This is a genomic window from Amycolatopsis sp. NPDC058986 (genome assembly GCF_042741125.1).
GTDB lineage: Bacteria > Actinomycetota > Actinomycetes > Mycobacteriales > Pseudonocardiaceae > Amycolatopsis.
This window is the reverse complement of sequence record NZ_JBHYJW010000064.1, coordinates 1-25,120: the sequence shown is the minus strand read 5'-3', so window position 1 is coordinate 25,120 and position 25,120 is coordinate 1. Positions and strand designations below refer to the sequence as shown.

The window sequence follows — 25,120 nt, the reverse complement described above, 5'->3', positions numbered from 1 at the left end:
GCCCTCCCCCTTCCCCCCCCCCCGGGCCTCCGACCTCTGTAGCGGGGACAGGATTTGAACCTGCGACCTCTGGGTTATGAGCCCAGCGAGCTACCGAGCTGCTCCACCCCGCGTCGTGACACCTACCTTACGCCCGGGTTTCGGGCGGGCGCAAAGCAGGTGTCGATTACGTAAGCGACGTCACCCTCCCGAGGGCGGCGCGCCGCTGCTGGGCGGAGGCGACGACGGGGGTGTGCCGCCCTTGGCCGCCTCGTAGGCCTTGGCCGCGGCATCCAGCGCGGCCAGGGCGGCGCCCTGGTCGGTGAAGTTGCCGGACTGCTGCGCGGCCTTCAGCTTGCCAAGAGCCGCCTGGATGTCGGCGACGGCCTTGTCGAGCGCCGGGTTGCTGCCGCCGGTGGTGGGTGGCGGCTGGCTGGGCGTGCTGCTGGTCGGTGGTGTCGGGCTGGTGGTCGGCTGGCCGCCCTGGGGCGGTGCGGTGACCACCGAGCCCGCGCCGGGGCCGAAGACCTGGTCCAGTGCCTCGTTGAGGGTGGCCGCGAAACCGATCTTCGATCCGTACGCCACGAGGACGCGCGCCATCTGCGGATAGTTGGACAGCTGGTTGCGCTGTCTGATGTAGACCGGTTCGACGTACAGGAACCCGTTGCCGACCGGCAGCGTGATCAGGTTGCCGAAGATCGGGGTCACGCTGGGGTTGTTGAACAGGAACCGGTCCTGCGCGACGCGGGGGTCGCCCTGGAATCTGTTCTGCACTTGGACGGGACCGTCGACCTGGGTGGCCCCGCTGGCGGCGGTGGGTAGTTTGAGCACTCTCATCGTGCCGTAGTCGGCTGGGTCGGACGACACCGACATCCAGGCCGAGAGGTAGTTTCGTTGCAGACCCGTGAGCGGGCTCGTGAGCTGGAAGGTCGTCTGGTTCTCGCCCGGCGCGTCGGCGAGCACGTAGTAGCCGGGCTGGTTGGCTGCCCCGGCCGCACCGGGTGTCGCGCCGCCCTCCTGCGTCGGGTCCTGCGGGATGCTCCAGAAGGCCTGCTGGGCGTAGAACTCCTGCGGGCTGCCGACGTGGTACTTGGTCAGCAGGTCACGTTGCACCTTGAAGAGGTCTTCGGGGTACCGGAAGTGCGAGCGCAGTTCCGGGGAGATGTCCTTGCTGGGTTTGACCAACCCGGGGAACACCTTCTCCCAGGCCTTCAGCACGGGTTCGTTGTCATCGAGCGAGTACAGCGACACCGTACCGTTGAAAGCGTCCACAGTGGCCTTGACCGAGTTGCGGATGTAGTTGATCGAGCTGTTCGCCTGGCGCGTGGTGCCGTTGAGCGAGTCGTTGGTCGCGGCGCCGAGCTGGACCTGCTGGGAGTACGGGAAGTTGTTGAGGGTGGTGTATCCGTCGATGATCCACTGGATCTTGCCGTTCACGACCGCCGGATACGGATCGCCGTCGAGGGTGAGCCACGGCGCGACCTTGTTGACCCGCTGTCGCGGGTCCCGGTTGTACATGATCTTGGAGCCGTCGCCGATGGCGTCGGAGAACAGGATGTTCCGCTCGCCGTATTCGGCCGCGAAGGCGAGCCGGTTGAACCAGTTGTCGAGGGGGACGCCGCCACTGCCCTTGTACAGATAGCTGCGGTCGTTGGCGGTGTCGTACTCGCCTGGCGCCTTGCCCGCCGGTCCACCGACGATCGCGTACGACGGGTCGGTGGTGAGCTCGCCGTAGTAGATGCGGGGCTCGTCGACACGGATACCCGGCGAGTTCGGCCCGGCGGAACCGGCGCCGGTCGGGTTCTGGGTGTCGCTGGTGGTGGCGATCGGGTAGCCGCCGTCGGAGTTGGCGTCCTTCACCGCGCGGTCGATCGTGTTGGCGGGCGCGGCGACGAAACCGTTGCCGTGGGTGTAGACGAGGTGCTTGTTGATCCAGGTGGTCTGGTTGCCGGTGAGGCCCTCGGTCTTGATCTCCTTGGCCGCGACGATGTAGTCCTGGGTGCGGCCGCCGATGGTGTACCGGTCGATGTCGAGCTTCGCCGGGAAGCCGTAGAAGTTCTCCCGGCCGACGCGCTGGGTGAAGGTGTCGCTCAGGATGTTCGGGTCGAGCAGCCGGATGTTGGACATCGTGCCGGTGTCCTGTTTGACGTCGGCGGCGGTGGCCTCGGACTTGCCGCTGTAGTCCTGGTACTGGACCTTGGTCATGCCGAACGCCTGTTTCGTCGCGTCCATGTTGCGCTGGATGGACGTGGCTTCCTTCTCGTTGGCGTTGGGCTTGACCGAGAACTGGTCGAGGACCGCGGGCCAGGCGACGCCGACCAGGATGCTCGACAGGATGAGCAACACCAGCGCGATCGCCGGCAGCTGGAGGTTGCGCAGGAACGCACCGGCGAAGAAGGCGATCGCGCAGATCACCGAAATACAGAGCAGGATCAGTTTCGCCGGGAGCACCGCGTTGAGGTCGGTGTAGGTGGCGCCCGTGAACAGGCCGTTGGATCGGTCGGACAGCAGCAGGTTGTACCGATCGAAGAAGTACTCGACGGCCTTGAGCAGCACGAAGATGCCGACGGTGATGGCGAGCTGCGCGCGGGTGGGCCCGGCGAGCTGGCCGCCCTTGCCGGCGAGGCGGATCCCGCCGAAGACGTAATGGGCGATGAGCGCGCCGAAGAACGAGATGACGACCGTGATGAAGAGCCAGCCGAGCAGCCAGTTCACGAACGGGAGGTCGAAGGCGTAGAACCCGACGTCGTTGCCGAACTCGGGATCCTTCTGGCCGAACGACGTTCCATTGACGAACAGCTGGACGACCTGCCAGTCGCCCTGCGCGGACGCGCCGGCGATGAGACCGGTCAGCACCGGGATGCCGATGCCGAAGAGTCGGATACGGGCGACGATCGCGGACCGGTAGCGGGCCAGCGGGTCGTCGGTGCCGGACACCGGCACGAAGACAGGGCGCGTGCGGTAGGCGATCGTCAGGCTGGCCGCCAGCGCGCCACCGACGAAGATCCCCACGGCGAAGAACAGCACGATCCTGGTGACCAGCTGGGTGGTGAACACCGAGCGCGCGCCGACCTCGCCGAACCACAGCCAGTCGACATAGGTATCGAGCAGTCTCGCCCCCAGGAGCAACGCCAGCACGATCACGGCGGCGATGACGAGGAGGATCCTGCTGCGCCGGGACAGCTTCGGCAGGCTCACGGGGGGCCGGGACGCCACGGCATAGCTCCTGTCTTCGTGAACACGTTCGCAGAGGGCGCACGCGCCCCTGATGCTCTAACTCTACGGATGCCACGCTGAGTTCCCGGGACCCGCCCAAACCGGACGTGGCACGGCGCGGCGACCACCCGCCTGGGACGATTGGAGCCATGGCACCCAGTGAGCAGCAGCCGACGATCACCGCCATCGCCGGTCTGGCCCGCGAAGTAGAGGAATTCGTCGCCGCAGGGGGCTGGGACCAGCCGCCGCAACTGTTCGCGCTGGTGCCGACGGGCGCATTGCTGGACGAACAACCGGAACTGGCCGGGCAACTGGACCCGGCGAACCCGCTCACCCCGGTCGCGCAGGAAGCCTTGCCCGAGGGCGACCTCGCCGAGGCACTGAGCCGGATCGCGTGGCCGGATGTCGTGACGGGCTGCGCGATCGCGCAGGAGATCATCGTGCTCCCGCCGGACGTCGAAGCCGAATTGCCGGACGTCTCCGAGGGCGACGCCGAACGCTTGCGCCGCGCCGCGGCCGACCATCCGCGCCGTACGGAGGCCCGGCTCGTGGCCGCCGTCCTCCGCGGCGGTGAAGCGGCTTGCGTCATGCGGCTGCGCGGAGTGGCGCCGTCTGGGGAAGCGGCCGAGCCCGGGACGCCGGGTGCCACCGGGGCCACCGAGGACGTCGTCGACGAGATCATCGAAAGCCCCGACCTCGCGCCGAATCTGCTCGAGGCGCTCAAGGCCACTCTGCTGCCCTGACCCACGAAGAGGAGCAAGGGACCTTTGCTATCGCCGGGCGATAGCAAAGGTCCCTTGCTCCTCTTTCGGCTGCCGGACCGAGCAGGTTCAGCAGGACGTCGTGGGTTTGCCCGCCTTCAGATTGGCCAACTGGGCGAGCGCGTCGTCCAGTGTGGACACCTTGATCAGGTTCAGCCCGTCGGGCGCCGCCGTCTTGGCCTCCGCGCAGTTGTGCTCGGGCACCAGGAAGTCGGTCGCGCCTGCCTCGCGGGCGCCGACGACCTTGAACGAGATCCCGCCGATCGGCCCGACCTTTCCGGTCTCGCTGATCTCGCCGGTGCCCGCGATGTGCCGTCCGGCCGCGAGGTCGCCGGGCGTCAGCCGGTCGATGATCGCCAGCGTGAACATCAGGCCCGCCGACGGGCCGCCGACGTCCTGCAGCGAGATGTTCACCGAGAACGGCGCGTCCGCACGGTCGGTGGCGGTGAGGCCGATGAAGCCTTCCTGCCGGTCCTGCCGCTGCGCGAGCGTGATCGGGACGGTCCGCTCTGGCTGGCCGTCCGCCTGGAACGTGATCGGCACCGACTGCCCGGGTTTCGTCCCGTTGAGGGCGGCCCGCACGTCGCCCGCTTCGGCGATCTTCTTACCGTTGACGGTGATCAGCCGCGCGCCCGGCGAAAGCACGTGGTCGGCGGGGCTGCCGGACACGATCTCCTTCGCGACCACCTTCACCGGGTAGCCGAGATGACGCAGCGCGGCGACCTGCGCATTGCTCTGGGAGTCCTGCAGTTGCTGGATGTTCTCGCGCTTGACCTGTTCGTTGGTCTCGCCCGGCTTGAAGTACTCCTCACGCGGTGCGAGCGCGTACCGTCCGCTGGCCCACAGGCCCAGCGCGGTGAACATCGTGATGCCGTCGTTCAGCGACACCGTGGTCATCCGCAGCTCGCCGGTCGTCGGGAACACCTCGTGCCCGGCGACCTGGATGACCGGGTTGTTCGCGGCGTCCCGGCCGAGCGTGTCGTAGGTGGGCCCGGGGCTGATCGCGACGAACGGCACCTTGACCACGGACCCGACCACGGCGAACACCAGGAACAGCAGGCCGCTGACCAGCAGGGTCCAGCCACGCCGGCTCATGCCGCGGGGGCGATCCGCCGACTCGTTCGCCTGCGCGGCGCTGCTCTTCGCGGGAGCGGTCTCCTCGGAGGACTTGGTCACGCCCGACAGCGTACGGTGACCGTGTTCGCTTCTCGGTGAAGGCCACGCTCATCGGCCCGGTTGACGAGGTCGGGGCTGCCTGACACGCGTACGGTGGTCCTATGAGCAATCCCCCGTTCGGCTTCGGACCGCCCGATCCCGACAAACGAGGTGACAACGAGCCGTCGGACCCCGGCGGTGCCGAGGCCTTCAATCAGCTGGGTCAGATGCTCAGCCAGCTGGGCCAGATGCTCAGCCAGGCGGGTAGCTCGGCCGGGCCGGTGAACTACGACCTCGCCAAGCAGATCGCGCTGCAGAACCTCAGCGAGACCGGTGAGTCCAAGATCGGCTTCGCGTCCAGCGGCGCGTCCGGCGACGCCAACTCGGCGGTGCGTGACGCCGCCCATCTCGCTGAGCTGTGGCTCGACGCGGCGACCATCCTCCCCGCCGGCGCGACCTCGACGGTCGCCTGGTCCGCCCGCACATGGGTCGAGAAGACGCTGCCCACCTGGCAGCGGCTGTGCGATCCCGTGGCGCAGCAGGTTTCCGGCGCGTGGATGCAGGCGTTACCCGAGGAGGCCAAGCAGGCCGCGGGCCCGCTGCTGTCGATGATGGGACAGATGGGCGGGATGGCCTTCGGCTCCCAGCTCGGCAACGCGCTCGCTCAACTGGCTTCCGAGGTGCTCACCTCCACCGAGGTCGGGCTCCCGCTCGGCCCCGCCGCGACATCGGCGTTGCTGCCCTCGAACATCGAGAAGTTCGCCGAGGGCCTCGAGCTGCCGAGCAGCGAGATCCTGGTCTTCCTCGCCGCGCGCGAGGCCGCGCACCAGCGCCTGTTCTCCCACGTCCCGTGGCTACGGCAGCGGCTGCTCGCGACGGTCGAGGAGTTCGCCCGCGGCATCACCGTGGACACCTCCGCCCTCGAACAGCTCGCCGGCCGGATCGACCCGGCCAACCCGGCGAGCTTCGAAGAGGCCATGTCCTCCGGCTTGCTGGAGCCGCAGACCACGCCAGAGCAGAAGTCCGCGCTGAACCGGCTGGAGACGTTGCTGGCTCTCGTCGAGGGCTGGGTGGACGTCGTGGTGGCGGAAGCCATCGGCGACCGGCTGCCGGGCGCCGACGCGCTCCGGGAGACGCTCCGCAGGCGGCGCGCCACCGGCGGGCCCGCGGAGCAGACGTTCGCGACGCTGGTCGGGCTCGAACTCCGGCCGCGGCGGATGCGCGCCGCCTCGGCGCTGTGGAAGCTGGTCGGCGACCAGCACGGTGTCGAGCAGCGGGACCGCCTCTGGTCGCATCCCGACCTGATGCCGACCGCCGCCGATCTGGACGAGCCACTGGACTTCGCGGAGCGCCTCGGCTCGGCCGACACGGGCGATGTCGACCCGATCGCCGAGCTCGAGCGCACCGAACAGGGCAAGGCGGCCCAGGACAAGTCCGAGCAGGACCGCAAGGACGGCAAGGAAGACACCGGCGACCAGGGCTGACCCGCCCTGGCCGCCGCCGTCCTTTGTTCCCTCAGTCCTCCGCCGCTATGCCCCATCCGGCGGCGGAGGACAGGCCCTCCAGGAACCCGATCGCGCGTTCTGTTTTCGGGTAGCGCCGCACCAGCGCCCAGAACGCCGCGTCGTGCCCTGGCTCGCGCAAATGCGCCAGTTCGTGCACGAGGACGTAGTCCAGGACCCACGGTGGCACCCGGCGGAGCCGGTCGCTGACCCTGATCGTGGCGTCGACCGGGGTGCACGACGCCCACCTCGTCCGCATCGGCGGTACCCAGCGCACGCTCGCCGGGACCGCCGTGCCGTCGAGATACTTGTTGGACAACACCTCGCAGCGTGCGAGCAGTACGTCGTCCGACGCCTTCGGCGGCGCCGCACGACGTGGTTCCGAGCGCAGCAGCTTGCGCTCCATCTCGGTGACCCAGTGTTTTTCCTCCGCCCTGGTCATCCGTGCCGGAATGAGCACGACGAGCGTGTCGTCGTTCCAGTACGCGGTGACCGTGCGATGCCGGCGCTGGCTACGCCGCACCTCTACCTTGTGTCCGGGAGTGTCGGCCGGGGGGTTCGTCTTGCCCCGGCTTCTGAGAGACGGAATCCGTGCTTCGACCACTCGACAACGGTAAGGCCAGACACCGACAACTCCGAGCGCCGAAAAGTCACAGCGCCGACTTGTCCACAACGGCTTCCCCCTGTGGATAACCGGCCTGTTTCCGGACGGTGATCAAGCGCTCACCTGCCATGCTGCGTTCATGAGCACCTCGACCATCACCACCCCGGCGGTGCCCCTGCCCAGGTACCCGGTTCTGCTTTCCGGCCTCGACGTGCTCGAACGCGGGCCCGACGAGATCCAGATCGGGCTGGACCCACGGCACGGCGTCGTGATCACCGACCTGCCCGACGCGGTGGTCGGCAGGCTTCGCAGACTCGACGGTCAACAGAGCGTCGACACGATCTTGCTCGCGGAGAGCGAACATCGCGAGCAACTGCGCACGGTTCTCACCCAGCTCACAGCGTTAGGGCTGGTCACCGAAGCGGAGCCGGCGAGCCACTCTCCGCGACGCGGCGCCGAAACCGGGCTGTGGTCGCTGCGGGCGAGACACCATCAGACGGCCTTGACCGAACGACGCCGGAACAGCGCCATGGCCGTGCACGGGGACGGCCGGCTGGCCGTGGCCACCGCGGTCCTCCTGGCCAACGCCGGGGTCGGGCACATCGACGTCCGCATGTCGGGCACCGTCATCGAACAGGACCTCGGTTCCGGGTTCACCGAAACCGAATTGGGCAAGCCCCGGCGGACCGCGCTGGCCGACGTCGTCCACCGGGTCGACGCCCGCACCCGGACCACTCGCCTCACCAGCATCCGCGGGCCGGAACTGGTCCTGCTCACCGACGCCGTGGTCCCCGCGCCCGAAGTGGTCGACGAGCTGATGACGGCCGGGACACCGCACCTGCCGGTGCGTGTCCGGGACGGCACCGGCATCGTCGGCCCGCTGGTCGTGCCCGGCCGAAGCAGTTGCCTCCACTGCGCTGACCTGCACCGGACCGATCTCGAGCCGTGCTGGCCCCGGGTCGCGAGTCAGCTGATCCGCCATGACCAGCACCCGGATCTGGGCGCCGTCCAGGCCACTGCCGCGCTGGGGGTGGCGCAGGCGATGCGGCTGCTTTCCCCGAGCGAAACCGCTCCCCCGGTGTGGAACGCGACGCTGGAGATCGACGCCTTCGAGGGGAAGGTGAGGCGCCGCGTCTGGGTCCCGCACCCTCGATGCGGCTGCGGCGCCTCAGCCATACGTCACCCGGCGTAGACCGCGGAGACGTCCCGAACCTGCTGTGCCGGCAAGGGTTCCCAAGGCAGAATCGCTAGGGTGACCGACTCCCACGACCGTCCCGCAGACCGAGAAACCGCGATGCCCAGCAAGGGCGTCGCCCGGACCGCCAAGCTCGCCAGCCTGCCGCTGGGGATCGCCGGGCGGGCCGTGGGCGGCTGGGGACGGAGGATGGCGGGCCAAAGTGCGGAGCAGGTGAACGCGACGCTGTCGGCGAAGGCCGCGGAGCAGCTCTTCGAGGTCCTCGGCTCGCTCAAGGGCGGCGCGATGAAGTTCGGGCAGGCGTTGAGCGTGTTCGAGGCCGCCGTGCCCGACGACATGGCGAAGCCCTACCGAGAGGCCCTCACGAAGCTGCAGGCCGCGGCCCCGCCGATGGCGGCCCGGCAGACTCATCGCGTGCTCGCCGAGCAGCTCGGCCGCACCTGGTCGGCCAGGTTCGCCCAGTTCGACGACGAACCCGCCGCGGCCGCGAGTATCGGTCAGGTGCATCGCGCGACCTGGCACGACGGGCGCGAGGTCGCGGTCAAGGTTCAGTACCCCGGCGCCGACGAAGCACTCCGCAGCGATCTGCGGCAACTCCAGCGGTTCAGCAGGCTGTTCCAGGCCTTCGTCCCGGGCACCGAGGTCAAGCCCCTGCTCGCCGAACTCGCCGACCGCATGAACGAGGAACTCGACTACCAGGCCGAAGCGCAGAACCAGCGAGTGTTCGCCAAGGCGTTCGCGGGCGATCCCGGGTTCCTGATTCCCCGCGTCGTCGCCAGCTCGCCCAAGGTCGTGATCACCGAGTGGGTCACGGGTACCCCGCTCTCGGAGATCATCGCGAACGGGGACCGCGAGACCCGCGACCTGTCCGGCAGGTTGCTGGCCGAGTTCCACTACTCGTCACCGGAGCGGGCACGCCTGCTGCATTCGGACCCGCATCCGGGCAACTTCATGCTCACCGGCGACGGCAGGATGTGTGTGATCGACTTCGGCGGGGTGGCCCGGCTGCCCGACGGGATCCCCGCGCACCTCGGCGAGATGACGCGGCTGGCGCTCGACGGCGACTCCGACAAGCTCATGCGGCTGCTGCGCGAGTGCGGATTCGTGCGAGCGGGCACGGAACTGGACGCGGACGAAGTCCTCGCCTACCTGTCCCCCTTCACCGAACCGCTGGCCGGGCCCACGTTCCACTTCACGCGCCGCTGGATGCAGAAGCAGGCCGGGCGGCTGGGCAACACCCGCGGCAGCGACTTCCGGGTCGGCCGCTCGCTCAACCTGCCACCCGAGTACCTCATGATCCACCGGGTCACCGCGGGCTCGACGGGGATCCTCTGCCAACTCGACGCCGAGATCCCGGCCAGGGACATCGTGGAGCGCTGGCAGCCAGGTTTCGCGACCTGAGTTATCCACAGGGCAACGGAAAGCGACCGGAATTCTCCGTTCGCGGAGCGGAGTTGTCCACAACCTCAGGAAGCCGGTTCCACCCGGATGGCCGAGCGGTCATGCTCGGATCATGACCATCACGGATCGCGCCGACATCCTGGCGCTCAGTGACCCGACGGCCAGCGGAGTCGTCAACAACAAGCAGTTGCGCAGCGCCGGAGTGTCCGCACGAAGAACCGCCCGGCTCTGTGGTCCCGACGGGCCGTGGCGCCGGCTGCACCCCGGGGTGTTCCTGATGCGCAACACCGCGCCGACCCGGCTGCAGATGCTGCACGCCGCGATCGCGCGCTTCGGTGATGGCGTCGTCATCACCGGCACCGACGCGCTGCGCGCACACGGCATGAACTACCGGCTCACCAACGAGATCCGGCTGCTGGTGCCCGAAGGCCGTAGGCTCACCGCAACCGGCGTGGTGACCCAGCGGACCTCACGCATGCCGGAGCCGGTGCTGGTGGACGGGCTTCCGTTCGCCTCGGCGAGCCGCGCGACGCTCGACCTCGCCCGGCGGGAACCCGACCCCTGCAGGCTGACGTACCTGCTCACGCTGCCCCTGCACTGGGGCCTGTGCGAGAAGGCCGACCTGCTGGCCGAGCTGGACGCGGGCGATCAGCGCGGTTCGGCCGCGGTCCGCGCGGCGCTGCGCGGGATCAGCGGACACGAGACGTTCGCACAGGGTTGGGCCGCGAAGGTGCTGGCCGTGACACCGCTGCCGCCGCCGAGCTGGAACGTCACCGTGTGCGATCTGCGTGGCCGCCGGATCGGCACGGCGGACGCGTGGTGGGACGAGGTCGGGCTGGCCTGGCGCTACCGGACGGACACGAACGAACCGGGCGACGGCTTCAGTCATCTGGCCCTGACCGCGACCGGGATCGTCCTGGTGCGGTGCACGCTCCGCCAGATGCAGGAGCGAACGCGTGAGGTCGTCAGCGAGCTGGTGCGGGCGTTCGGGCAGGCAGCACGTACCCCGCGCCCCAAGGTGCGGGCCTACGGCCGGGTCGGGAACGCCGCATGAGCGAGTTCACCAGTACTCGTCCGGGAGTTTCCCTTCGATGTCACGGACATGCTCGCGAGCGCACCGCGGGCAGAGCCAGCGCGGCGTGCCCCGGTCGCGGTCGGAAACCCAGGAGAGCGCTTCCACGGGATCCTCGTCGCCGGGCCGTGACCGGCCACATCGGTGGCATGCGACCGGCTGTTCCGCGGCAGTCACGCCCGCCGTCCACAATGGATCGTCTTGGTGCCGAGCAGGTACAGATCTTCGCGTGCGCCAAGGTATTCGGGCGACTTCGGGTCGAGCAGGACGCCGAGCGCGGCACGATCGTCGGTAGCGAGGTGCTCACCAGCCCAATCGGCGAGTCTGCGCATACCGTGCACGACGTAGTCCCGCAGCTGTGGCGTTCCCGGTGCCGGGTGATCCAGGAGCACGCTGAACGACATGACGTCCGAAAGCCCCGCTCGCTGCAGCGCGACCGGCCAGCCATAGGGCATCGGGACAACGCCCGGGATCCCTGCCCGCATCCCGACGAACCATTCCTCGCGCGCGGCCAGCAGTCGCTGTTCGAGGCCGGGGCGGCCGACGCCCAGGTCCCAGGGAAGGCTGTGCGGCGCGATGCCACCTTCGGAGATCGCGAGCCATCCGCCCTGGCGTGTCAGCGTGGCCAACGTACGCAGCGCGGCCTGCTGGTCCGCGACGTGATGTACCACCCCGGAGGCCCACACCAGGTCGGCGGCGGGCAGCAGATCCGGCAACGCGGGGTCGGCGAGATCGCTGAGCACTGCCTGGCACTCGACTCCCTCGGCCGCGACAGCGCGCTCGGCCTCGGAGAGCAACTCGGGAGTCAGGTCCGTCAACACGAGGGTTCCCCCGGAACGACCGGCGAGCTCACGTGCGAACAGAACGCTCATCCCACCCGCTCCACAGCCGATGTCCACGACCGTCGGCGACTCGGGCAACAGGTCGGCAAGGCGCCGTGCCGCCGCCGTCAGCGCTTCCGCGTGGAGCGCGTCGGCCATCCGCAACGCCGCCAGGCGGTCGGCCCAGTCGATGCCGTCGTGAGTGTGTGTGGCCACCACCACATTGAACACCAACCGCTGCCGCGGCGGCCCGAAACGAGGCGGAGGGCCGGCCTCGGCGGCCGGCCCTCCGTTCACTCAAGCCTGTCGATATCGCTCCGCGCGGCGGTTCGCCCATCGGGCTACCCGGCTCCACCGGCGAGCGGCACGAACGCTACCTCGTTCCCGCTGCGCACGGACCCCTTCCTCGAGGTCCCGTATTCGTGCTCTGGACAGTTCTTCGTACAGCAACATCTCGTTGATCTCCTTGGTCGTAACGTCTTTGAGCTGGGTGGGACGGCGATCCGTCTCGGCGGTTCGCGCCTCGTAATCCCTGGTGGTGACCGGTGCGATGCTCATGCGGCAGCGCTCCGGGCGGAAGCGGCCGGACGCGCCTGGGCCGCGGCGGGCTCGACGACGGCGTTCTTCCGCGGACGCCCACGAGGACGCTTGCGGGCGATCACGACGCCGCGCTCGAAGATCTCGCCACCCCAGACGCCCCACGGCTCACGCCGGGCGAGCGCACCCGCGAGGCAGGCCTCGCGGACCGGGCAGGCCGCGCAGAAGCTCTTGGCCCGCTCCAGCTCGGCAGGTGACTCCGCGAACCAGAGGTCCGCGTCGCCGGACCGGCAAGGCAGGTTGAGCTCGGGCGACGCGATCGCGTCGAGCAGGTCGCTGACGCCCGCCTCGGCGAAGGCGTCAGGCAAGGCACCCTCGGAAGCGAGGGTGAAGGCCGAAGACATTTCAGTGCTCCTTTGTGTCGTACGGGTTTTCGGATTGGCGATGGGACTGGACAGTGCTGCTCCCTGGGGTCGTGCAGCCAAAAAAACACGAAGGCCGCGGATCCGTTTCCGGTTCCGCGGCCTTCGTGAGCCTGTCGTCCTGACCTGGCTGTCAGGAACTTCGCTCCCGTATGGACAACGGAACACGGAACTGCTTGATGGTCGGCAGATCGACGACAACCTGCGGGTACGCCCCGGCCTTGGCCGTGGCGGTGACGAAGGTGGTGTCGACGGTGGCCCACAGCCGTTCGATACGGCGCGTGCCACGGATCGCGTGAGCGCTCACGAACACATCGGTGCCCTGGCGCTGAGCCTGCGCGGCGCAGGACAGAAGGGTGCCAGGGTTCGTGAGCTTCATGTTCGAGATCATTTCACCGGCACCTCCTTCTTCTGTCGCACGCGAACCGCTCCGCGGTCGGCGTCACATGGATCCCCAGTCGGGCCCTTAACGACCCGGTGTGTGCAGGTTATGACCCCCGCCCACCCTGGGGCAACTTATTTTCCGGAAAACTCGTCCAAGCTACGAAGATCGACCCTGAGCAGCGGGTTCGCCGCATGGATCATGGCCGAGACGCGGTCAAGACCGCATGGCCGACCGGACCACGTCGAGCACCTCCGCACCGAAGCGTTCGAGCTTCGTCGCACCGATGCCGGAGATCGCCACCAGCGCGCCGTCGTCGGTCGGGCGCTGCTCGGCGATGGCCATCAGGGTAGCGTCGGTGAACACCACGAACGCCGGAACCTTGAGCTCCCGCGAGCGCTCCCCGCGCCACGCCTTCAGCTTCTCCAGCAGCTTTTCGTCCACAGTGGACGGACAGCGGCCGCAGCGGCCAAGCTTGACCTCCATCGTCTCCAGCAGTGGCCCGTCGCACACCCGGCACCGGGTCTTGACGACGACCTGCTTCTGCTGGGACCGGGCGACCCGCGCGGCGGGGTGGTCCTCCGGGATCAGCCCATAGAGGAAGCGGCTGCGCCGCCGGTTGCGCCTGCCGCCCGGAGTGCGAGCGAGCGCCCAGGACAGCCACAGGTGCACTCTCGCCCGTGTGACCCCGACGTAGAACAGCCTCCGTTCCTCCTCGATCGCGGCGTCGTCACCGTCGGCGTGAAGGATCGGCATCGTGCCCTCGGCAAGCCCGACCAGGAAAACGGCGTCCCATTCGAGCCCCTTGGCCGCGTGCAGCGACGCGAGGGTGACGCCCTCGACGGTCGGCGGATGCTGCGCGGCCGCCCGCTGGTCCAGTTCCGCGACGAACCGGTGCAGATCGGCGTCCTCGACCGTCGACGCGAGTTCCTCGGCGAGCTCGACCAGCGCCAGAAGTGCGTCCCATCGTTCCTTCGCCGCGCCACCCGAGGGCGGCTGCTCGGTCAGCCCCACCCTGGCAAGGACGGAGCGAACCGTCGTCACCAGGTCGACCACGGCGGAGTCGGCCGTGGCCACCCGCAACGCGGACATCGCCTGCCGGACCTCGGTCCTCGCGAAGAACCGCTCACCGCCACGGACGAGATAGGGGATCCCGGCTTCGGTAAGTGCCTGCTCGTACGCCTCCGACTGCGCGTTGACGCGGTAGAGCACCGCGATCTCACTTGCCGCGACCCCGCCGTCGAGGAGGTCACGAACCCGCCGTGCGACGGCCTCGGCCTCGGCGGCCTCGTCGTCGAACTCCGCGAACCGGGGCTCGGGGCCGGGTGGCCGCTGCCCGATGAGCTTGAGCCTGGATCCGGCGGGGCGGCCGCGTGCGGCGCCGATGACCTGGTTGGCCAGCGTCACGACCTGGGGCGTCGAGCGATAGTCGCGTTCGAGCCGGACGACGGTCGCGTCGGGGAAGCGCCGCGTGAACTCGAGCAGCGAGCGCGGCGAGGCACCCCCGAAGGAGTAGATCGTCTGGTTGGCGTCGCCGACGACGGTGAGGTCGTCGCGTCCGCCGAGCCAGGCGTTGAGCAGCCGTTGCTGCAGCGGCGTGACGTCCTGGTACTCGTCGACGACGAAGCAGCGGTAACGATCGCGGAACTCCTCGGCGACGGCGGCGTGTTCCTCCAGGACCGCCGTGGTGTGCAGCAGCAGGTCGTCGAAGTCGAGCACCTGGGCGGAGTTCTTGATCTTCTCGTAGTTGCGGTAGACCTCGGCGATCTGCGTGGCCCTGGCCGGGATGTCCCGCTGCGTGCGCGAAACCACGGCCGGATAGTCGTCCGGGCTGACCAGCGACGCCTTGGCCCACTCGATCTCGCTGGCGAGGTCCCGCAGCACCTCGGTCTCGGTGCTGAGCCCGGCGCGGTTCGCGGCCTGGCCGACGTAGCGGAACTTGTTCTCCAGCAGATCCCACGGCCGGTCGCCGATGACCCGGGGCCAGAAGTACCGCAGCTGACGTCGCGCGGCGGCGTGGAACGTCAGCGCCTGCGCCGCGTCCACGCCGAGGCCGCGCAGCCGCGACCGCATCTCCCCCGCGGCACGCGCGGTGAACGTGACCGCGAGCACCTGACCTGCCGCGACGTGTCCCGACCGGATCAGATGCGCGATGCGATGGGTGATCGTCCGCGTCTTGCCGGTCCCGGCCCCCGCGAGCACGCAGACCGGCCCGCGCGGCGCCGACGCCGCGGCGCGTTGTTCCGGATCGAGCCCGTCGAGCAGGCCAGGACGACTCTTGGGGGAGGATGCGCTAGCCACCTTGAGATCCTCGCAGAGGGGGCCGACAGGTCCGTGGCAGGGCACGCGGCCGTATCCTGGTCATATGGCGGGAAAGCTGGACAAGGAAGCGGCGAAGCAGGCCAAGAAGGAGAAGCGCGCGGCGAGCAAGGCTCGCCGGGGGCAGATCTTCGAGGCCTTCAAGATGCAGCGCAAGGAAGACAAGGCGCTCATCCCCTTGATGGTGGGCGCGATCCTGGTCGTCACTGGCGTGGTGTTCGGGATCGGCTTCATCTTCAACATCCAGTGGGCGCTGCTGCCCTTCGGCATCGTGCTCGGCGTGCTCGCTGCGGTGATCCTCTTCGGACGCCGGGTCCAGCGGACCGTCTACTCGAAGGCGGACGGCCAGCCCGGCGCGGCGGCCTGGGCGCTGGAGAACCTCCGCGGCCGCTGGAAGGTCACCCCGACGGTCGCCGCGACGACCCAGCTGGACGCCGTGCACCGCGTGCTGGGCGGCCCCGGTGTCATCCTCGTCGCCGAAGGCGCCCCGCACCGGGTGAAGTCCCTGCTCGCCCAGGAGAAGAAGCGTGTCTCCCGGCTCGTCGGCGACACCCCGATCTACAACGTGACCATCGGCAACGAAGAGGGCGAGGTCCCGCTGAAGAAGCTCCAGGGCTACCTGATGAAGCTTCCGCGGAACCTCAAGCCCGGCCAGGTCGACGCCCTCGAAGCGAAGCTGGCCGCCCTCGGCAACCGCGGCGCCGCCATGCCGAAGGGCCCCATGCCCGCCGGCGCCAAGATGCGCAACGTCCAGCGCACCATCCGCCGCCGCTAACCCGCGAGCAGAGCAGGGGACCTTTGCTATCGCCGGGCGATAGCAAAGGTCCCCTGCTCCGTTTTCGCGCAAAACTGTCGGTCCGTGGTTGCATCATGACGGTGTGGGCATGAGAAGCCTCAGGCCAGAGATGCTGGAAGATCTGTTCCCGGACGGCGTGGCCGCCCGGGCGAAACTCGTCGCGCTCGGCATATCCCACACATCCATCTCGCGCCGGTGCCGAGGCAACGGCCCATGGCAGCGGCCAATACCCGGGGTAATCGTATTCACCAACCGGGAGCCGACGGCCCGCCAGTTGTTCCGCGCAGCCCTGACCCATGCGGGCCCGGACGCGATGCTCACCGGTATCCACGCCGCACGGCTCCACGGCGTGCGCAATCTGCCTGCCGAACCACGGGTCCATACACTGATCCCGCACAGGAGCAAGGTCGCCACCTGGGGCTTCGCGATCGCCGAGCGGACGATCCACCTTCCTGACGCAGTCGTTGTCGACGGTCTGCCGCTCGCGCCGCTGGCAAGGGCTTTGATTGACGCTGCGCGACGGATGGACAACCTGACAAACGTGCACGCCATGATCGCCGACGCCGTCTACCGTGGGCTCTGCGATCCGCTTGATCTCCGCAAGGAGCTCGCGCAGGCCAGCACCATAGGTTCGGCACTCCCCCGGCGTGTCGTCCAAGAGGTCAGCAACGGTGTCCATGAGGCGGCCGAGCGGTGGCTCCGTGACGTTCTCGAGAAGAGCGGGCTGCCTCAGCCGGATTGGGACGTTGTTCTGGAGAACGAGTCTGGTGATGTCCTCGGCAGCGTCCAAGCGTGGTGGCCGATCGTCGGCTTGGCAGTACAACTCGACCTGGACGAGGTGGCAATTCATTCCGCCAGCCAGCACGAGGACAGCCCGCCAGCCGCCGAAGGACTCATACTGATACGCCTTCACCCGCTAATGCTGCGCGACCAGCCACTGTCCGTAATTCGGGAGCTTCGCACGGCGTACCAGCGCGCGGCGCAACGCCCACCACCTCGGATCTCCGCCCGCGACCCCAGAACGGCCGCATGACATCCGTGTCACACTCAGCTCCCAAGCGAAAGCAAAGGTCCCTTGCTTCACTCCGGACGACTCAGCGCATACGGATGACCACGGTTCCGGTCAGACGATCGAGCCAGCTGCGACCATCGGCGTTGCGCACGGCCGCAGGAATGATCACGAAGGTGAGCACCGTGCGTACGACTGCTCTCCACAGTCCTACCATCGACGCCCCGTCGAGTCGGGCAACACGGATTCCCACCGCCCCCATCCCGGGAGTGAAGCCGAAGAACGCCGCCGAAATGACCGTGATGATCGCCCAGACGACCCCCGACCACTGGTTGAAGTTCTGCATCACAGCGGGATTCTGCAGGTTGGGCCGGACGAATATGGCTGTGACCAGTGCGGCGAGGACCAGGTCGATGACGAGGCCGAGCAGTCTCGCGCCACCGCTGGCCACCGCACCTACGCCGGATTCAGGCAGGCCGAGCGATTCGCCGCGCCATCGCGGAGCATGCTGATCACCTGCTGCCGCCCCGTCGCCGGTGCCGGGCAGCCATTCGCCGGTCCATCTCGCCACCCGTCCAGGGTATGCCGGTGGCGCAGGTCGCATTCGCCCTGGTCGACTACCCGGTATGCACCGACCCGTTAACACCGGCGAAACATACGGGTGACGGTCGGGCAACACCGCGCTCTTAGCGTGAGCCGAAGAGAGCACTGCCGTACGAGCTCGAACGAGAAGGAGTCACCGAGGGTGCCCACTACTCCAGACGATATCCAGCGTCTCATCGCCGACGAGGGCGTCGAGGTCGTCGACGTCCAGTTCTGCGACCTGCCCGGCGTGATGCAGCACTTCACGGTCCCCGCGAAGGCCTTCACCGAAGATGCCTTCGAAGAGGGTCTCGCGTTCGACGGCTCCTCGGTGCGCGGCTTCCAGTCCATCCACGAGTCCGACATGCTGCTGCTGCCGGACGCGGCGACCGCGCGGATCGACCCGTTCCGCAAGGCGAAGACGCTGGCGCTCAACTTCTTCGTGCACGACCCGTTCACCCGCGAGGCGTACAGCCGGGACCCGCGCAACATCGCGCGCAAGGCCGAGCAGTACATCGCCGAGTACGGCGTCGCCGACAACGTGTACTTCGGCCCCGAAGCCGAGTTCTACATCTTCGACTCGATCCGCTTCGACTCGGCCGAGCACGCCTCATTCCACGAGATCGACTCGGTCGAGGGCTGGTGGAACACCGGCGCCGACGAGGCGGGCGGCAACCAGGGCTACAAGACGAAGTTCAAGGGCGGCTACTTCCCGGTGCCGCCGGTCGACCACTTCGCCGACCTGCGCGACGACATCGTCCGCAACCTGACGAACATCGGTTTCGAGATCGAGCGTGCGCACCACGAGGTGGGCACCGCCGGCCAGACCGAGATCAACTACAAGTTCAACACGCTGCTGCACGCAGCGGACGACCTGCAGCTGTTCAAGTACATCGTGAAGAACACGGTGTTCGCGGCAGGCAAGACCGCGACGTTCATGCCGAAGCCGCTCGCGGGCGACAACGGCTCGGGCATGCACTGCCACCAGTCGCTGTGGAAGGACGGCCAGCCGCTGTTCCACGACGAGTCGGGCTACGCCGGCCTGTCCGACACCGCGCGCCACTACATCGGCGGTCTGCTCAAGCACGCTCCGAGTCTGCTGGCCTTCACGAACCCGACAGTGAACTCCTACCACCGTCTCGTGCCGGGCTTCGAGGCGCCGGTTTCGCTGGTCTACTCGCAGCGCAACCGCTCCGCCTGCGTGCGTATCCCGATCACGGGCAACAACCCGAAGGCGAAGCGCGCCGAGTTCCGCTGCCCGGACTCATCCGGCAACCCGTACCTGGCGTTCTCGGCGATGATGATGGCCGGGCTCGATGGCATCAAGAACAAGATCGAGCCGCCGGAGCCGATCGACAAGGACCTCTACGAGCTTCCTCCCGAGGAGGCCAAGGATGTCAAGCTCGTCCCGGGAGACCTCGGCACTGTGCTCGACACTCTGGAGAGCGACCACGACTACCTGCTCGAAGGCGGCGTGTTCACCCCCGATGTGATCGAGACCTGGATCTCGTACAAGCGCGAAAACGAGATCGACCCGCTGCGGCTGCGTCCGCACCCGTACGAGTTCTCGCTGTACTACGACGTGTGATCACGCGGTAGGCCCACCGTCACGCCGGTGGCGAGGCGCGGAAACGCCCTCGCCGCCGGCGTTTCTGTTTCCACGTGCGGCTGGTGGGTCAACCCGCGGTGGACATGACCTTGAGGTCGACGCCGGCCCGCTCGAAGCGTCCACGCGGATCATCGACGAGCTTGCGGCGATCGAGATCCATCAGCCCCAGCGTGCAGGTGATCTCCGCGGCCAAGGTCCCGTCGAGCTTGTAGATGTTCGAATCCATGCGGAACGTCTTGCCGTTCCCGAACTTGGTGTCACAGGTGACGTCGACCACATCGCCTGCCCGTAGCTCTCGGCGAAAGGCGACGTGCGTCTCAAGCATGACCGACGCCAGCTTCTCCTCGCGCAGACCTCCCGAAAGCCCGCCTGCCAGCTCCATCAGCTCCAGCCGGGCGACCTCGGCATATGAGTGGTACACGGCGTGGTTGAGATGGCCGAGGGTGTCCAGCTCGTAGTGGCGGACCTTCAGCCTGGTCCGGAATGGCTCGCGCTCAGTCACCCGCCCACTGTAAGCGCCGCTCCCGACCCGGCGCAGAGGAGCAAGGGACCTTTGCTATCGCCGGGCGATAGCAAAGGTCCCTTGCTCCTCTCGGCGCTGTGGGTCAGTTTTCGTAGAACAGGCGCTCGACGACGGTGTGGGCGCGACGAGTGATGCGTCGGTAGGTGTCCAGGAACTCGCCGGGATCGTCATCGGACGTGTAGCCGAGAACACGTGCCACGGCGGTCAGGTCACGGCCCGAGCTGGGGATTTCATCGACGGCCCTGCCGCGGACGAGCATTCCCGCGTTCCGGACTCGAGTAGCGAGCAACCATGCCTCGGTCAAGGATTCGACGTCCGCTGCCGCAGCAAGGCCAGCTGGCTCGAGCGCGGCGAGCGCTTCGAGAGTGGATGTGGTTCGCAAGGCACCGACCTCGTGCGCGTGCCGCAGTTGCAGAAGCTGCACTGTCCATTCGACATCGGCCAGGCCGCCCCGGCCGAGCTTCGTGTGCCGTGTCGGGTCGGCTCCCTTGGGCATCCGTTCCGTTTCCACTCGCGCCTTGATCCGCCGGATTTCCCGCACACGGCCCGCATCGAGCCCACCATCCGGATAGCGAACAGGATCGAGCATCGTGATGAAGCGCTCGCCGAGGTCGGCGTCCCCCGCGATGAAGCGCGCACGCAGCAGGGCCTGTGCCTCCCACACCTCGCCCCAACGCGCGTAGTACGCCCGATACGACTCCAGCGTCCGCACCAGTGGGCCGCTGCGTCCCTCCGGCCGCAGGTCCGCATCCACCACCAACGCCGGGTCCGGGCTCGGCGCGCCCAGCATCTGCCGGACCGTTTCCGCTACGGACGAGGCGAAACGCACCGCTTCGGCATCGGACACACCTTCGGTCGGCTCACATACGAACAGGACGTCCGCATCGGATCCGTAACCAAGCTCGGCGCCGCCGAGCCGCCCCATTCCGATGACGGCGATCGCCGCGGGAGTGCGACCGAGTTCCGTCTGTCGTTGCCGGTTGGCCGTGGCCAGCGCGCCCTGCAGCACCGCCACCCACACGCTCGAAAGCGCTTCGCACACCCGCCGGACATCGAGCAGCCCGAGGAGATCCGCACAGGCCACCCGCAGCATCTCGTGGCGTCGCAACGACCTCGCGGCCGCCACCGACGCGTTCAACCCGGGTTGCCGGCGCACTGCGGCCCGCAGCGAGGTCGCGACCTCGGCCGGAGTGCGGCCGGTGAGCCGCGCTGGATCTCCCAGCAGCTGCAACACCTCGGGTGCCCGCGCGAGCAAATCCGGGACGAGCCTCGATGTGCCGAGCAGGAAGGCCAGGCGTTCGACCACGGCGCCTTCGTCCCGCAGGACGCGCAGGTACCAGGGAGTCTCCTCGAGAGCCTCGGACACCTTGCGGTAGGACAACAGGCCCCGGTCAGGATCGGGGGTATCGGCCAGCAGGTCGAGCAGGACGGGAAGCAACGCGTGCTGGATCGCGGCTCTCCGGGAGACGCCCGCGGTCAGCGCCTTGATGTGATGGAGCGCGCCATCCGGCGCTGCGTACCCGAGGGCAGCCAGCCGACTGGCCGCCTGCTTGGTGGTGAGCCGCAGAGCTTCGGTCGGCACGTTCGCCACCGACTGCAGAAGCGGCCGGTAGAACAGCTTCTCGTGCAGCTTGCGGATGCCCTGGCCATGCCGCCGGAACTCGGCCAGCAGTACTTCGCCCGCGCTCTTGCCGCCTGCGGGGCGGACGCCGATCGCGCGTGCCAGAATCCTCAGTTCGGCGGTGTCCGAGGCTTCGGGGAAAAGGTGGGTACGTCGCAGCCGCCGCAATTGCAGCCGATGCTCGACGGTCCGCAGGAACTCGTAGGACGCGCCGAGTTCGGCGGCGTCCTGGCGACCGACGTAGCCGCCCTCACCCAGTGCGGCCAAAGCCTCCATAGTGGAGGGTGAACGCAGGTCCGGGTCGATCCGGCCATGGACGAGCTGGAGTAACTGGACAGCGAATTCGACGTCGCGTAGCCCACCGCGGCCGAGTTTGAGCTCACGCTCGGCGTGCTCAGACGGGACATGGCCTTCGACCCTGCGGCGCATCTGCTGCACCTCGCCGACGAAGTTGTCGCGATCGGCAGCCGACCACACGAGGGGCGCGACCAGCTCGCTGTACTTCCGCCCCAACTCGGCGTCACCCGCGACCGGCCGTGCCTTGAGCAACGCCTGGAACTCCCAGGTCTTGGCCCATTTCTTGTAGTAACCAGCGTGCCCGTCGAGCGTTCGTACCAACGCGCCGGACTTGCCTTCGGGACGCAGCGCCGCGTCGACCTCGAAGCAGGCGTTGCCGACGATGCGCATCATCGTGCTGGCCAAGCGGGTAGCGACTGTGAGGTCGGCGCCACCGACGAAGATGACGTCGACGTCGCTGACGTAGTTGAGCTCGCGCCCACCGCATTTACCCATCGCGATGACGGCGAGCGTGTCCTCCGCCTTCGCGCCGACCTCTGTTTCCGCCACCGCCACGCCGACGATCAAGGCGGCCTCGGCAAGCCGGGTCAGCTGGCTCGCGACCTCTGCGTAGTGCGGGTGCTCCAGGCCCGGTTCCACGAGATGGCCGAGGTCGGCCGCGGCGATGCCGAGGATCAGCTCGCGATAAGCGGACCGGAGAACCTGCTCGGCCTCAGGACCGGTCACCAGCGTGCCATCAGGCCCGCGCATCTTCTCCAGCAGCAGCTCGGCGTAGCGCGCAGGATCGGTGCTTTTCTTACCGGTGAGCGAATGCCAGGCCTGCGGATTGGCGGCGAGGAAGTCGGCGAGCGCGCTGGACGTGCCGAGCGCTCCCAGCAACCGCCCGCGAAAAGTCCGGTTCTCGCGAAGAGCCTGGTCGAGTTCCGCCCACCCCGCGCCGTCGGCCTCTCGAATCCTGTCGAGTCCACGGAGCGCCAGATCGGGATCCGCCGCGCGGGAGAACGCGGACAGCACATCGGCGGCGGCCGCGCTCGGTCCGGTGACATCCCACCAACCAGCAGCACGAAGCTGCTCTTCGGCCCGGCTGTCGGTGAAGCCGTACCTCGCCGCGGACGCGGTCGGACGAGCTCGGTCTGCCATCACGCCCTACCGTATCCGAGCGGACACCGCCAAGCCGTGAGGAGCAAGGGACCTTTGCTAACGCCGGGCGTTAGCAAAGGTCCCTTGCTCCTCTTCAGGCGGCTAGTTGGCGGGGTTCTGTGTCGGGGGCAGAGGGCTCGGGGACGTGGAAGCTGTGTGCGGTGACGGGGCGGCGGCGCGAAAGCAGGTAGATGCCGACGCCGACCGCTATGCCGACGACGCCAACCGCGATCGTGCCCACAGTGCCGAGCGAGGCCGTCTTGCCTGCGATGGCGCCGACGATCGCGGCCGCGGGCAGGGTGAACAGCCACGCGATCACCATGCGTCCCGCCATCCGCCACCGGACGGGCGCCTCACGACGGCCGACGCCGGAACCGATGATGCCGCCGGAGCAGACGTGAGTGGTCGAGAGGGGAAAACCGAGCCGTGAAGAGACCAGGATGACCAAGGCCGAGCTGGTCTGCGCTGCGAAACCCTGAGGGCCTTCGATGTCGGTCAGTCCTTTGCCGAGGGTGTGCGTGATCCGCCAGCCACCGAGGTAGGTGCCGAGCGCCAGTGCGCAGGCGGCACTGATGATCACCCAGACGGGTGGCGCCGCGCCGGACGGGAGCAGGCCGCCGGAGACGAGGGTCAGAGTGATGACACCCATCGTCTTCTGCGCGTCGTTGGTCCCGTGAGCCAGTGACACCAGAGATGCGGAGACGATCTGTCCTATCCGGAACCCCTTGCTGTTCGGCTTGCGCCGGACCAGGACCCGGTAGACCAAGTAGGTCACGGTCATCGCCACCAAGCCGGCGATGACCGGCGAGGCGGCGGCGGGGACCAGCACCTTGTCGACGATCTTGCCGAAGTGGACGGAGTCCGCGCCCGCCGAGACCCACGTGGCGCCGATCAGGCCGCCGAAGAGTGCATGCGAGGAACTCGACGGCAGGCCGATGAACCACGTCAGCAGGTTCCAGACGATCGCGCCGATCAGGCCGCCGAACACGATGGCCGGGCCGACCTTGGTGTCGTCGACGAGGCCACTGGAGATCGTCTTCGCGACCTCCACCGAGAGGAAGGCACCAACGAGGTTCAGCACCGCTGAGATGGCGACGGCGACGCGCGGGCGCAACGCTCCTGTCGCGATGGACGTTGCCATCGAGTTCGCGGTGTCGTGGAACCCGTTCGTGAAATCGAAAACGAGAGCCGTGACGACTACGACCACGACCAGCAACGAGGGTTGCACCCCGACCTCCGAACCCTGTGGGGATACCTCCCGCAAAGTACCTGACTGGTGGAGTGAACCGTTAACGGCCCGTATGTATTCGAGACCTACGCCGTTAAGCCAGAGGTAACGTACGTTGACTGTCCGCAGCAGGCTCGAGTTCGCCCTTGACCAGCTGGACGAACCGATGCGCGAACGGACGCCAGGTTTCGGCGATGTCCGCGTGCGATGCGATCAAGGCGTCCCGTTCGAACACACCCGGACGAGTGAGTTCCGCCATTTCGGGTTCTTCTGCCGCCCACAACGCCACGATGTCCGGAGTGGTCTCGATGTGGAACTGGACACCGTAGACACAACGGTTGAATCGGAATGCCTGATGGGGGTAGCGCGGGGCGGAGGCCAGCAGCTCCGCACCCGCCGGCAGCCGGGTGATCACGTCGTTGTGGAACTGCATGACATCCTGAATGAGCGGCAGCTCGGCGAAGAGGGGGTCCGTCCAGGCGGCGTCCTTCTTCGTGACCAGGGAGGGCCCTACCTCCGGCCCCCGCTCACCGACCTCGACCTTGCCACCGGTCGCCGCGGCAAGCAGCTGGGCGCCGAGGCAGACTCCGAGCGTCGGGACCCGGGCAGCGGCAACTCGGGCGAGCAGCCTCCGAACGTCCGCGAGCCACGGGTGCTCGGCGTCGTCGTGTGCTCCCATTTCGCCACCCAGACAGATGACGCCTCCGTACCCCTCGGTGTCGGCCGGGAGGTCCTGGCGGCCAGGAAGCCGGATGTCCAGCTCGGCGCCGGCCTCGACCAGCCAGTCCCCGAGTGCCCCCACCGGGTCGGATTCCGACGGCTGGATGATCAGCAAACGCGGTGAAGTCACCAGCCCAGCCTACGGATGCGCTCGAGAGTGAGCGAGGGACCTTTGCTATCGCCGGGCGGCAGTGAAGGTCCCTTGCCCCCGGCGGGGCGGGTGGGGTCG

Annotated in this window: 21 protein-coding genes and 1 tRNA gene; 8 read left to right on the top strand and 14 right to left on the bottom strand. The window is 68.3% G+C overall.

Translation table 11 applies throughout. The annotated features are described in order from the left end of the window. Positions 1 to 39: 39 nt before the first annotated feature. Together ACFW0G_RS37765 and ACFW0G_RS37760 are read right to left on the bottom strand one after the other, a co-directional pair. Positions 40 to 113 (bottom strand) — tRNA-Met (locus ACFW0G_RS37765). A gap of 67 nt (positions 114 to 180) precedes the next feature. Beyond that, entirely contained in the window at positions 181 to 3,177 is a 2,997-nt protein-coding gene (locus tag ACFW0G_RS37760; RefSeq protein ID WP_378330332.1) for a UPF0182 family protein, read from the bottom strand. A gap of 167 nt (positions 3,178 to 3,344) precedes the next feature. On the opposite strand from ACFW0G_RS37760, the gene ACFW0G_RS37755 reads away from it, so the two are divergent. Then, on the top strand, positions 3,345 to 3,938 hold the full coding sequence (locus ACFW0G_RS37755) for a PPA1309 family protein (protein WP_378330300.1): 594 nt from the start codon (positions 3,345 to 3,347) through the stop codon (positions 3,936 to 3,938). Between the two features lie 87 nt (positions 3,939 to 4,025). Here the strand turns inward: ACFW0G_RS37755 and ACFW0G_RS37750 are convergent, their stop codons facing one another. Then, positions 4,026 to 5,030, bottom strand: coding sequence for a PDZ domain-containing protein (locus ACFW0G_RS37750; protein WP_378330331.1), 1,005 nt, complete (start codon positions 5,028 to 5,030; stop codon positions 4,026 to 4,028). A 203-nt stretch (positions 5,031 to 5,233) separates the two neighbouring features. Between ACFW0G_RS37750 and ACFW0G_RS37745 the strand changes: the two genes are divergently transcribed. After that, on the top strand, positions 5,234 to 6,595 hold the full coding sequence (locus ACFW0G_RS37745; protein WP_378330299.1) for a zinc-dependent metalloprotease: 1,362 nt from the start codon (positions 5,234 to 5,236) through the stop codon (positions 6,593 to 6,595). A 31-nt stretch (positions 6,596 to 6,626) separates the two neighbouring features. On the opposite strand, the gene ACFW0G_RS37740 is transcribed toward ACFW0G_RS37745, so the two are convergent. Continuing rightward, entirely contained in the window at positions 6,627 to 7,136 is a 510-nt protein-coding gene (locus tag ACFW0G_RS37740) for a M48 family metallopeptidase (RefSeq protein WP_345401715.1), read from the bottom strand. Positions 7,137 to 7,356: 220 nt separating this feature from the next. Here ACFW0G_RS37740 and ACFW0G_RS37735 point away from each other — a divergent pair, with 220 nt between their 5' ends. The 3 genes from ACFW0G_RS37735 to ACFW0G_RS37725 all read left to right on the top strand — a co-directional run bounded on the left by ACFW0G_RS37735 (position 7,357) and on the right by ACFW0G_RS37725 (position 10,867). After that, positions 7,357 to 8,409 (top strand): TOMM precursor leader peptide-binding protein, encoded by a 1,053-nt coding sequence (locus tag ACFW0G_RS37735; RefSeq protein ID WP_378330298.1) that lies wholly within the window; start codon positions 7,357 to 7,359, stop codon positions 8,407 to 8,409. Between the two features lie 102 nt (positions 8,410 to 8,511). Beyond that, positions 8,512 to 9,813: an ABC1 kinase family protein gene (locus ACFW0G_RS37730; protein WP_378330330.1), complete on the top strand. Its 1,302-nt coding sequence runs from the start codon at positions 8,512 to 8,514 to the stop codon at positions 9,811 to 9,813. A 112-nt stretch (positions 9,814 to 9,925) separates the two neighbouring features. Beyond that, the gene (locus tag ACFW0G_RS37725) at positions 9,926 to 10,867 is read left to right on the top strand and encodes a hypothetical protein (protein ID WP_378330297.1); all 942 of its coding nucleotides are present in this window, start codon (positions 9,926 to 9,928) and stop codon (positions 10,865 to 10,867) included. A gap of 6 nt (positions 10,868 to 10,873) precedes the next feature. On the opposite strand, the gene ACFW0G_RS37720 is transcribed toward ACFW0G_RS37725, so the two are convergent. The 5 genes from ACFW0G_RS37720 to ACFW0G_RS37700 all read right to left on the bottom strand — a co-directional run bounded on the left by ACFW0G_RS37720 (position 10,874) and on the right by ACFW0G_RS37700 (position 15,348). Then, the gene (locus ACFW0G_RS37720; protein WP_378330296.1) at positions 10,874 to 11,062 is read right to left on the bottom strand and encodes a hypothetical protein; all 189 of its coding nucleotides are present in this window, start codon (positions 11,060 to 11,062) and stop codon (positions 10,874 to 10,876) included. Continuing rightward, a complete protein-coding gene (locus tag ACFW0G_RS37715) occupies positions 11,059 to 11,922 on the bottom strand; it encodes a class I SAM-dependent methyltransferase (protein WP_378330295.1) in 864 nt (287 codons plus the stop codon). The genes ACFW0G_RS37720 and ACFW0G_RS37715 overlap by 4 nt, the downstream gene beginning before the upstream one ends. A gap of 338 nt (positions 11,923 to 12,260) precedes the next feature. Continuing rightward, positions 12,261 to 12,647, bottom strand: a complete 387-nt coding sequence (locus tag ACFW0G_RS37710; protein ID WP_378330294.1) for a WhiB family transcriptional regulator — start codon at positions 12,645 to 12,647, stop codon at positions 12,261 to 12,263. A 151-nt stretch (positions 12,648 to 12,798) separates the two neighbouring features. Then, positions 12,799 to 13,056, bottom strand: coding sequence for a hypothetical protein (locus ACFW0G_RS37705; RefSeq protein ID WP_378330293.1), 258 nt, complete (start codon positions 13,054 to 13,056; stop codon positions 12,799 to 12,801). Between the two features lie 207 nt (positions 13,057 to 13,263). After that, positions 13,264 to 15,348, bottom strand: coding sequence for an ATP-dependent DNA helicase UvrD2 (locus ACFW0G_RS37700; protein ID WP_378330292.1), 2,085 nt, complete (start codon positions 15,346 to 15,348; stop codon positions 13,264 to 13,266). 64 nt (positions 15,349 to 15,412) lie between these two features. Here ACFW0G_RS37700 and ACFW0G_RS37695 point away from each other — a divergent pair, with 64 nt between their 5' ends. Next, positions 15,413 to 16,141: a DUF4191 domain-containing protein gene (locus tag ACFW0G_RS37695; RefSeq protein ID WP_378330291.1), complete on the top strand. Its 729-nt coding sequence runs from the start codon at positions 15,413 to 15,415 to the stop codon at positions 16,139 to 16,141. A gap of 130 nt (positions 16,142 to 16,271) precedes the next feature. Further along, positions 16,272 to 17,195, top strand: coding sequence for a hypothetical protein (locus tag ACFW0G_RS37690; RefSeq protein ID WP_378330290.1), 924 nt, complete (start codon positions 16,272 to 16,274; stop codon positions 17,193 to 17,195). 61 nt (positions 17,196 to 17,256) lie between these two features. Here the strand turns inward: ACFW0G_RS37690 and ACFW0G_RS37685 are convergent, their stop codons facing one another. Then, entirely contained in the window at positions 17,257 to 17,646 is a 390-nt protein-coding gene (locus tag ACFW0G_RS37685) for an RDD family protein (protein ID WP_378330329.1), read from the bottom strand. A 270-nt stretch (positions 17,647 to 17,916) separates the two neighbouring features. Between ACFW0G_RS37685 and glnA the strand changes: the two genes are divergently transcribed. Further along, positions 17,917 to 19,341 (top strand): type I glutamate--ammonia ligase, encoded by a 1,425-nt coding sequence (gene glnA / locus ACFW0G_RS37680; RefSeq protein ID WP_378330289.1) that lies wholly within the window; start codon positions 17,917 to 17,919, stop codon positions 19,339 to 19,341. 88 nt (positions 19,342 to 19,429) lie between these two features. Here glnA and ACFW0G_RS37675 read toward each other — a convergent pair whose 3' ends face one another. The 4 genes from ACFW0G_RS37675 to ACFW0G_RS37660 all read right to left on the bottom strand — a co-directional run bounded on the left by ACFW0G_RS37675 (position 19,430) and on the right by ACFW0G_RS37660 (position 25,021). Further along, a complete protein-coding gene (locus ACFW0G_RS37675; RefSeq protein ID WP_378330288.1) occupies positions 19,430 to 19,864 on the bottom strand; it encodes an acyl-CoA thioesterase in 435 nt (144 codons plus the stop codon). Positions 19,865 to 19,967: 103 nt separating this feature from the next. Then, positions 19,968 to 22,943, bottom strand: coding sequence for a bifunctional [glutamine synthetase] adenylyltransferase/[glutamine synthetase]-adenylyl-L-tyrosine phosphorylase (locus tag ACFW0G_RS37670; protein WP_378330287.1), 2,976 nt, complete (start codon positions 22,941 to 22,943; stop codon positions 19,968 to 19,970). Positions 22,944 to 23,037: 94 nt separating this feature from the next. Beyond that, positions 23,038 to 24,171 (bottom strand): anion permease, encoded by a 1,134-nt coding sequence (locus ACFW0G_RS37665; RefSeq protein ID WP_378330286.1) that lies wholly within the window; start codon positions 24,169 to 24,171, stop codon positions 23,038 to 23,040. Positions 24,172 to 24,265: 94 nt separating this feature from the next. Next, positions 24,266 to 25,021, bottom strand: a complete 756-nt coding sequence (locus tag ACFW0G_RS37660) for a type 1 glutamine amidotransferase (RefSeq protein ID WP_378330285.1) — start codon at positions 25,019 to 25,021, stop codon at positions 24,266 to 24,268. Positions 25,022 to 25,120: the final 99 nt, after the last annotated feature.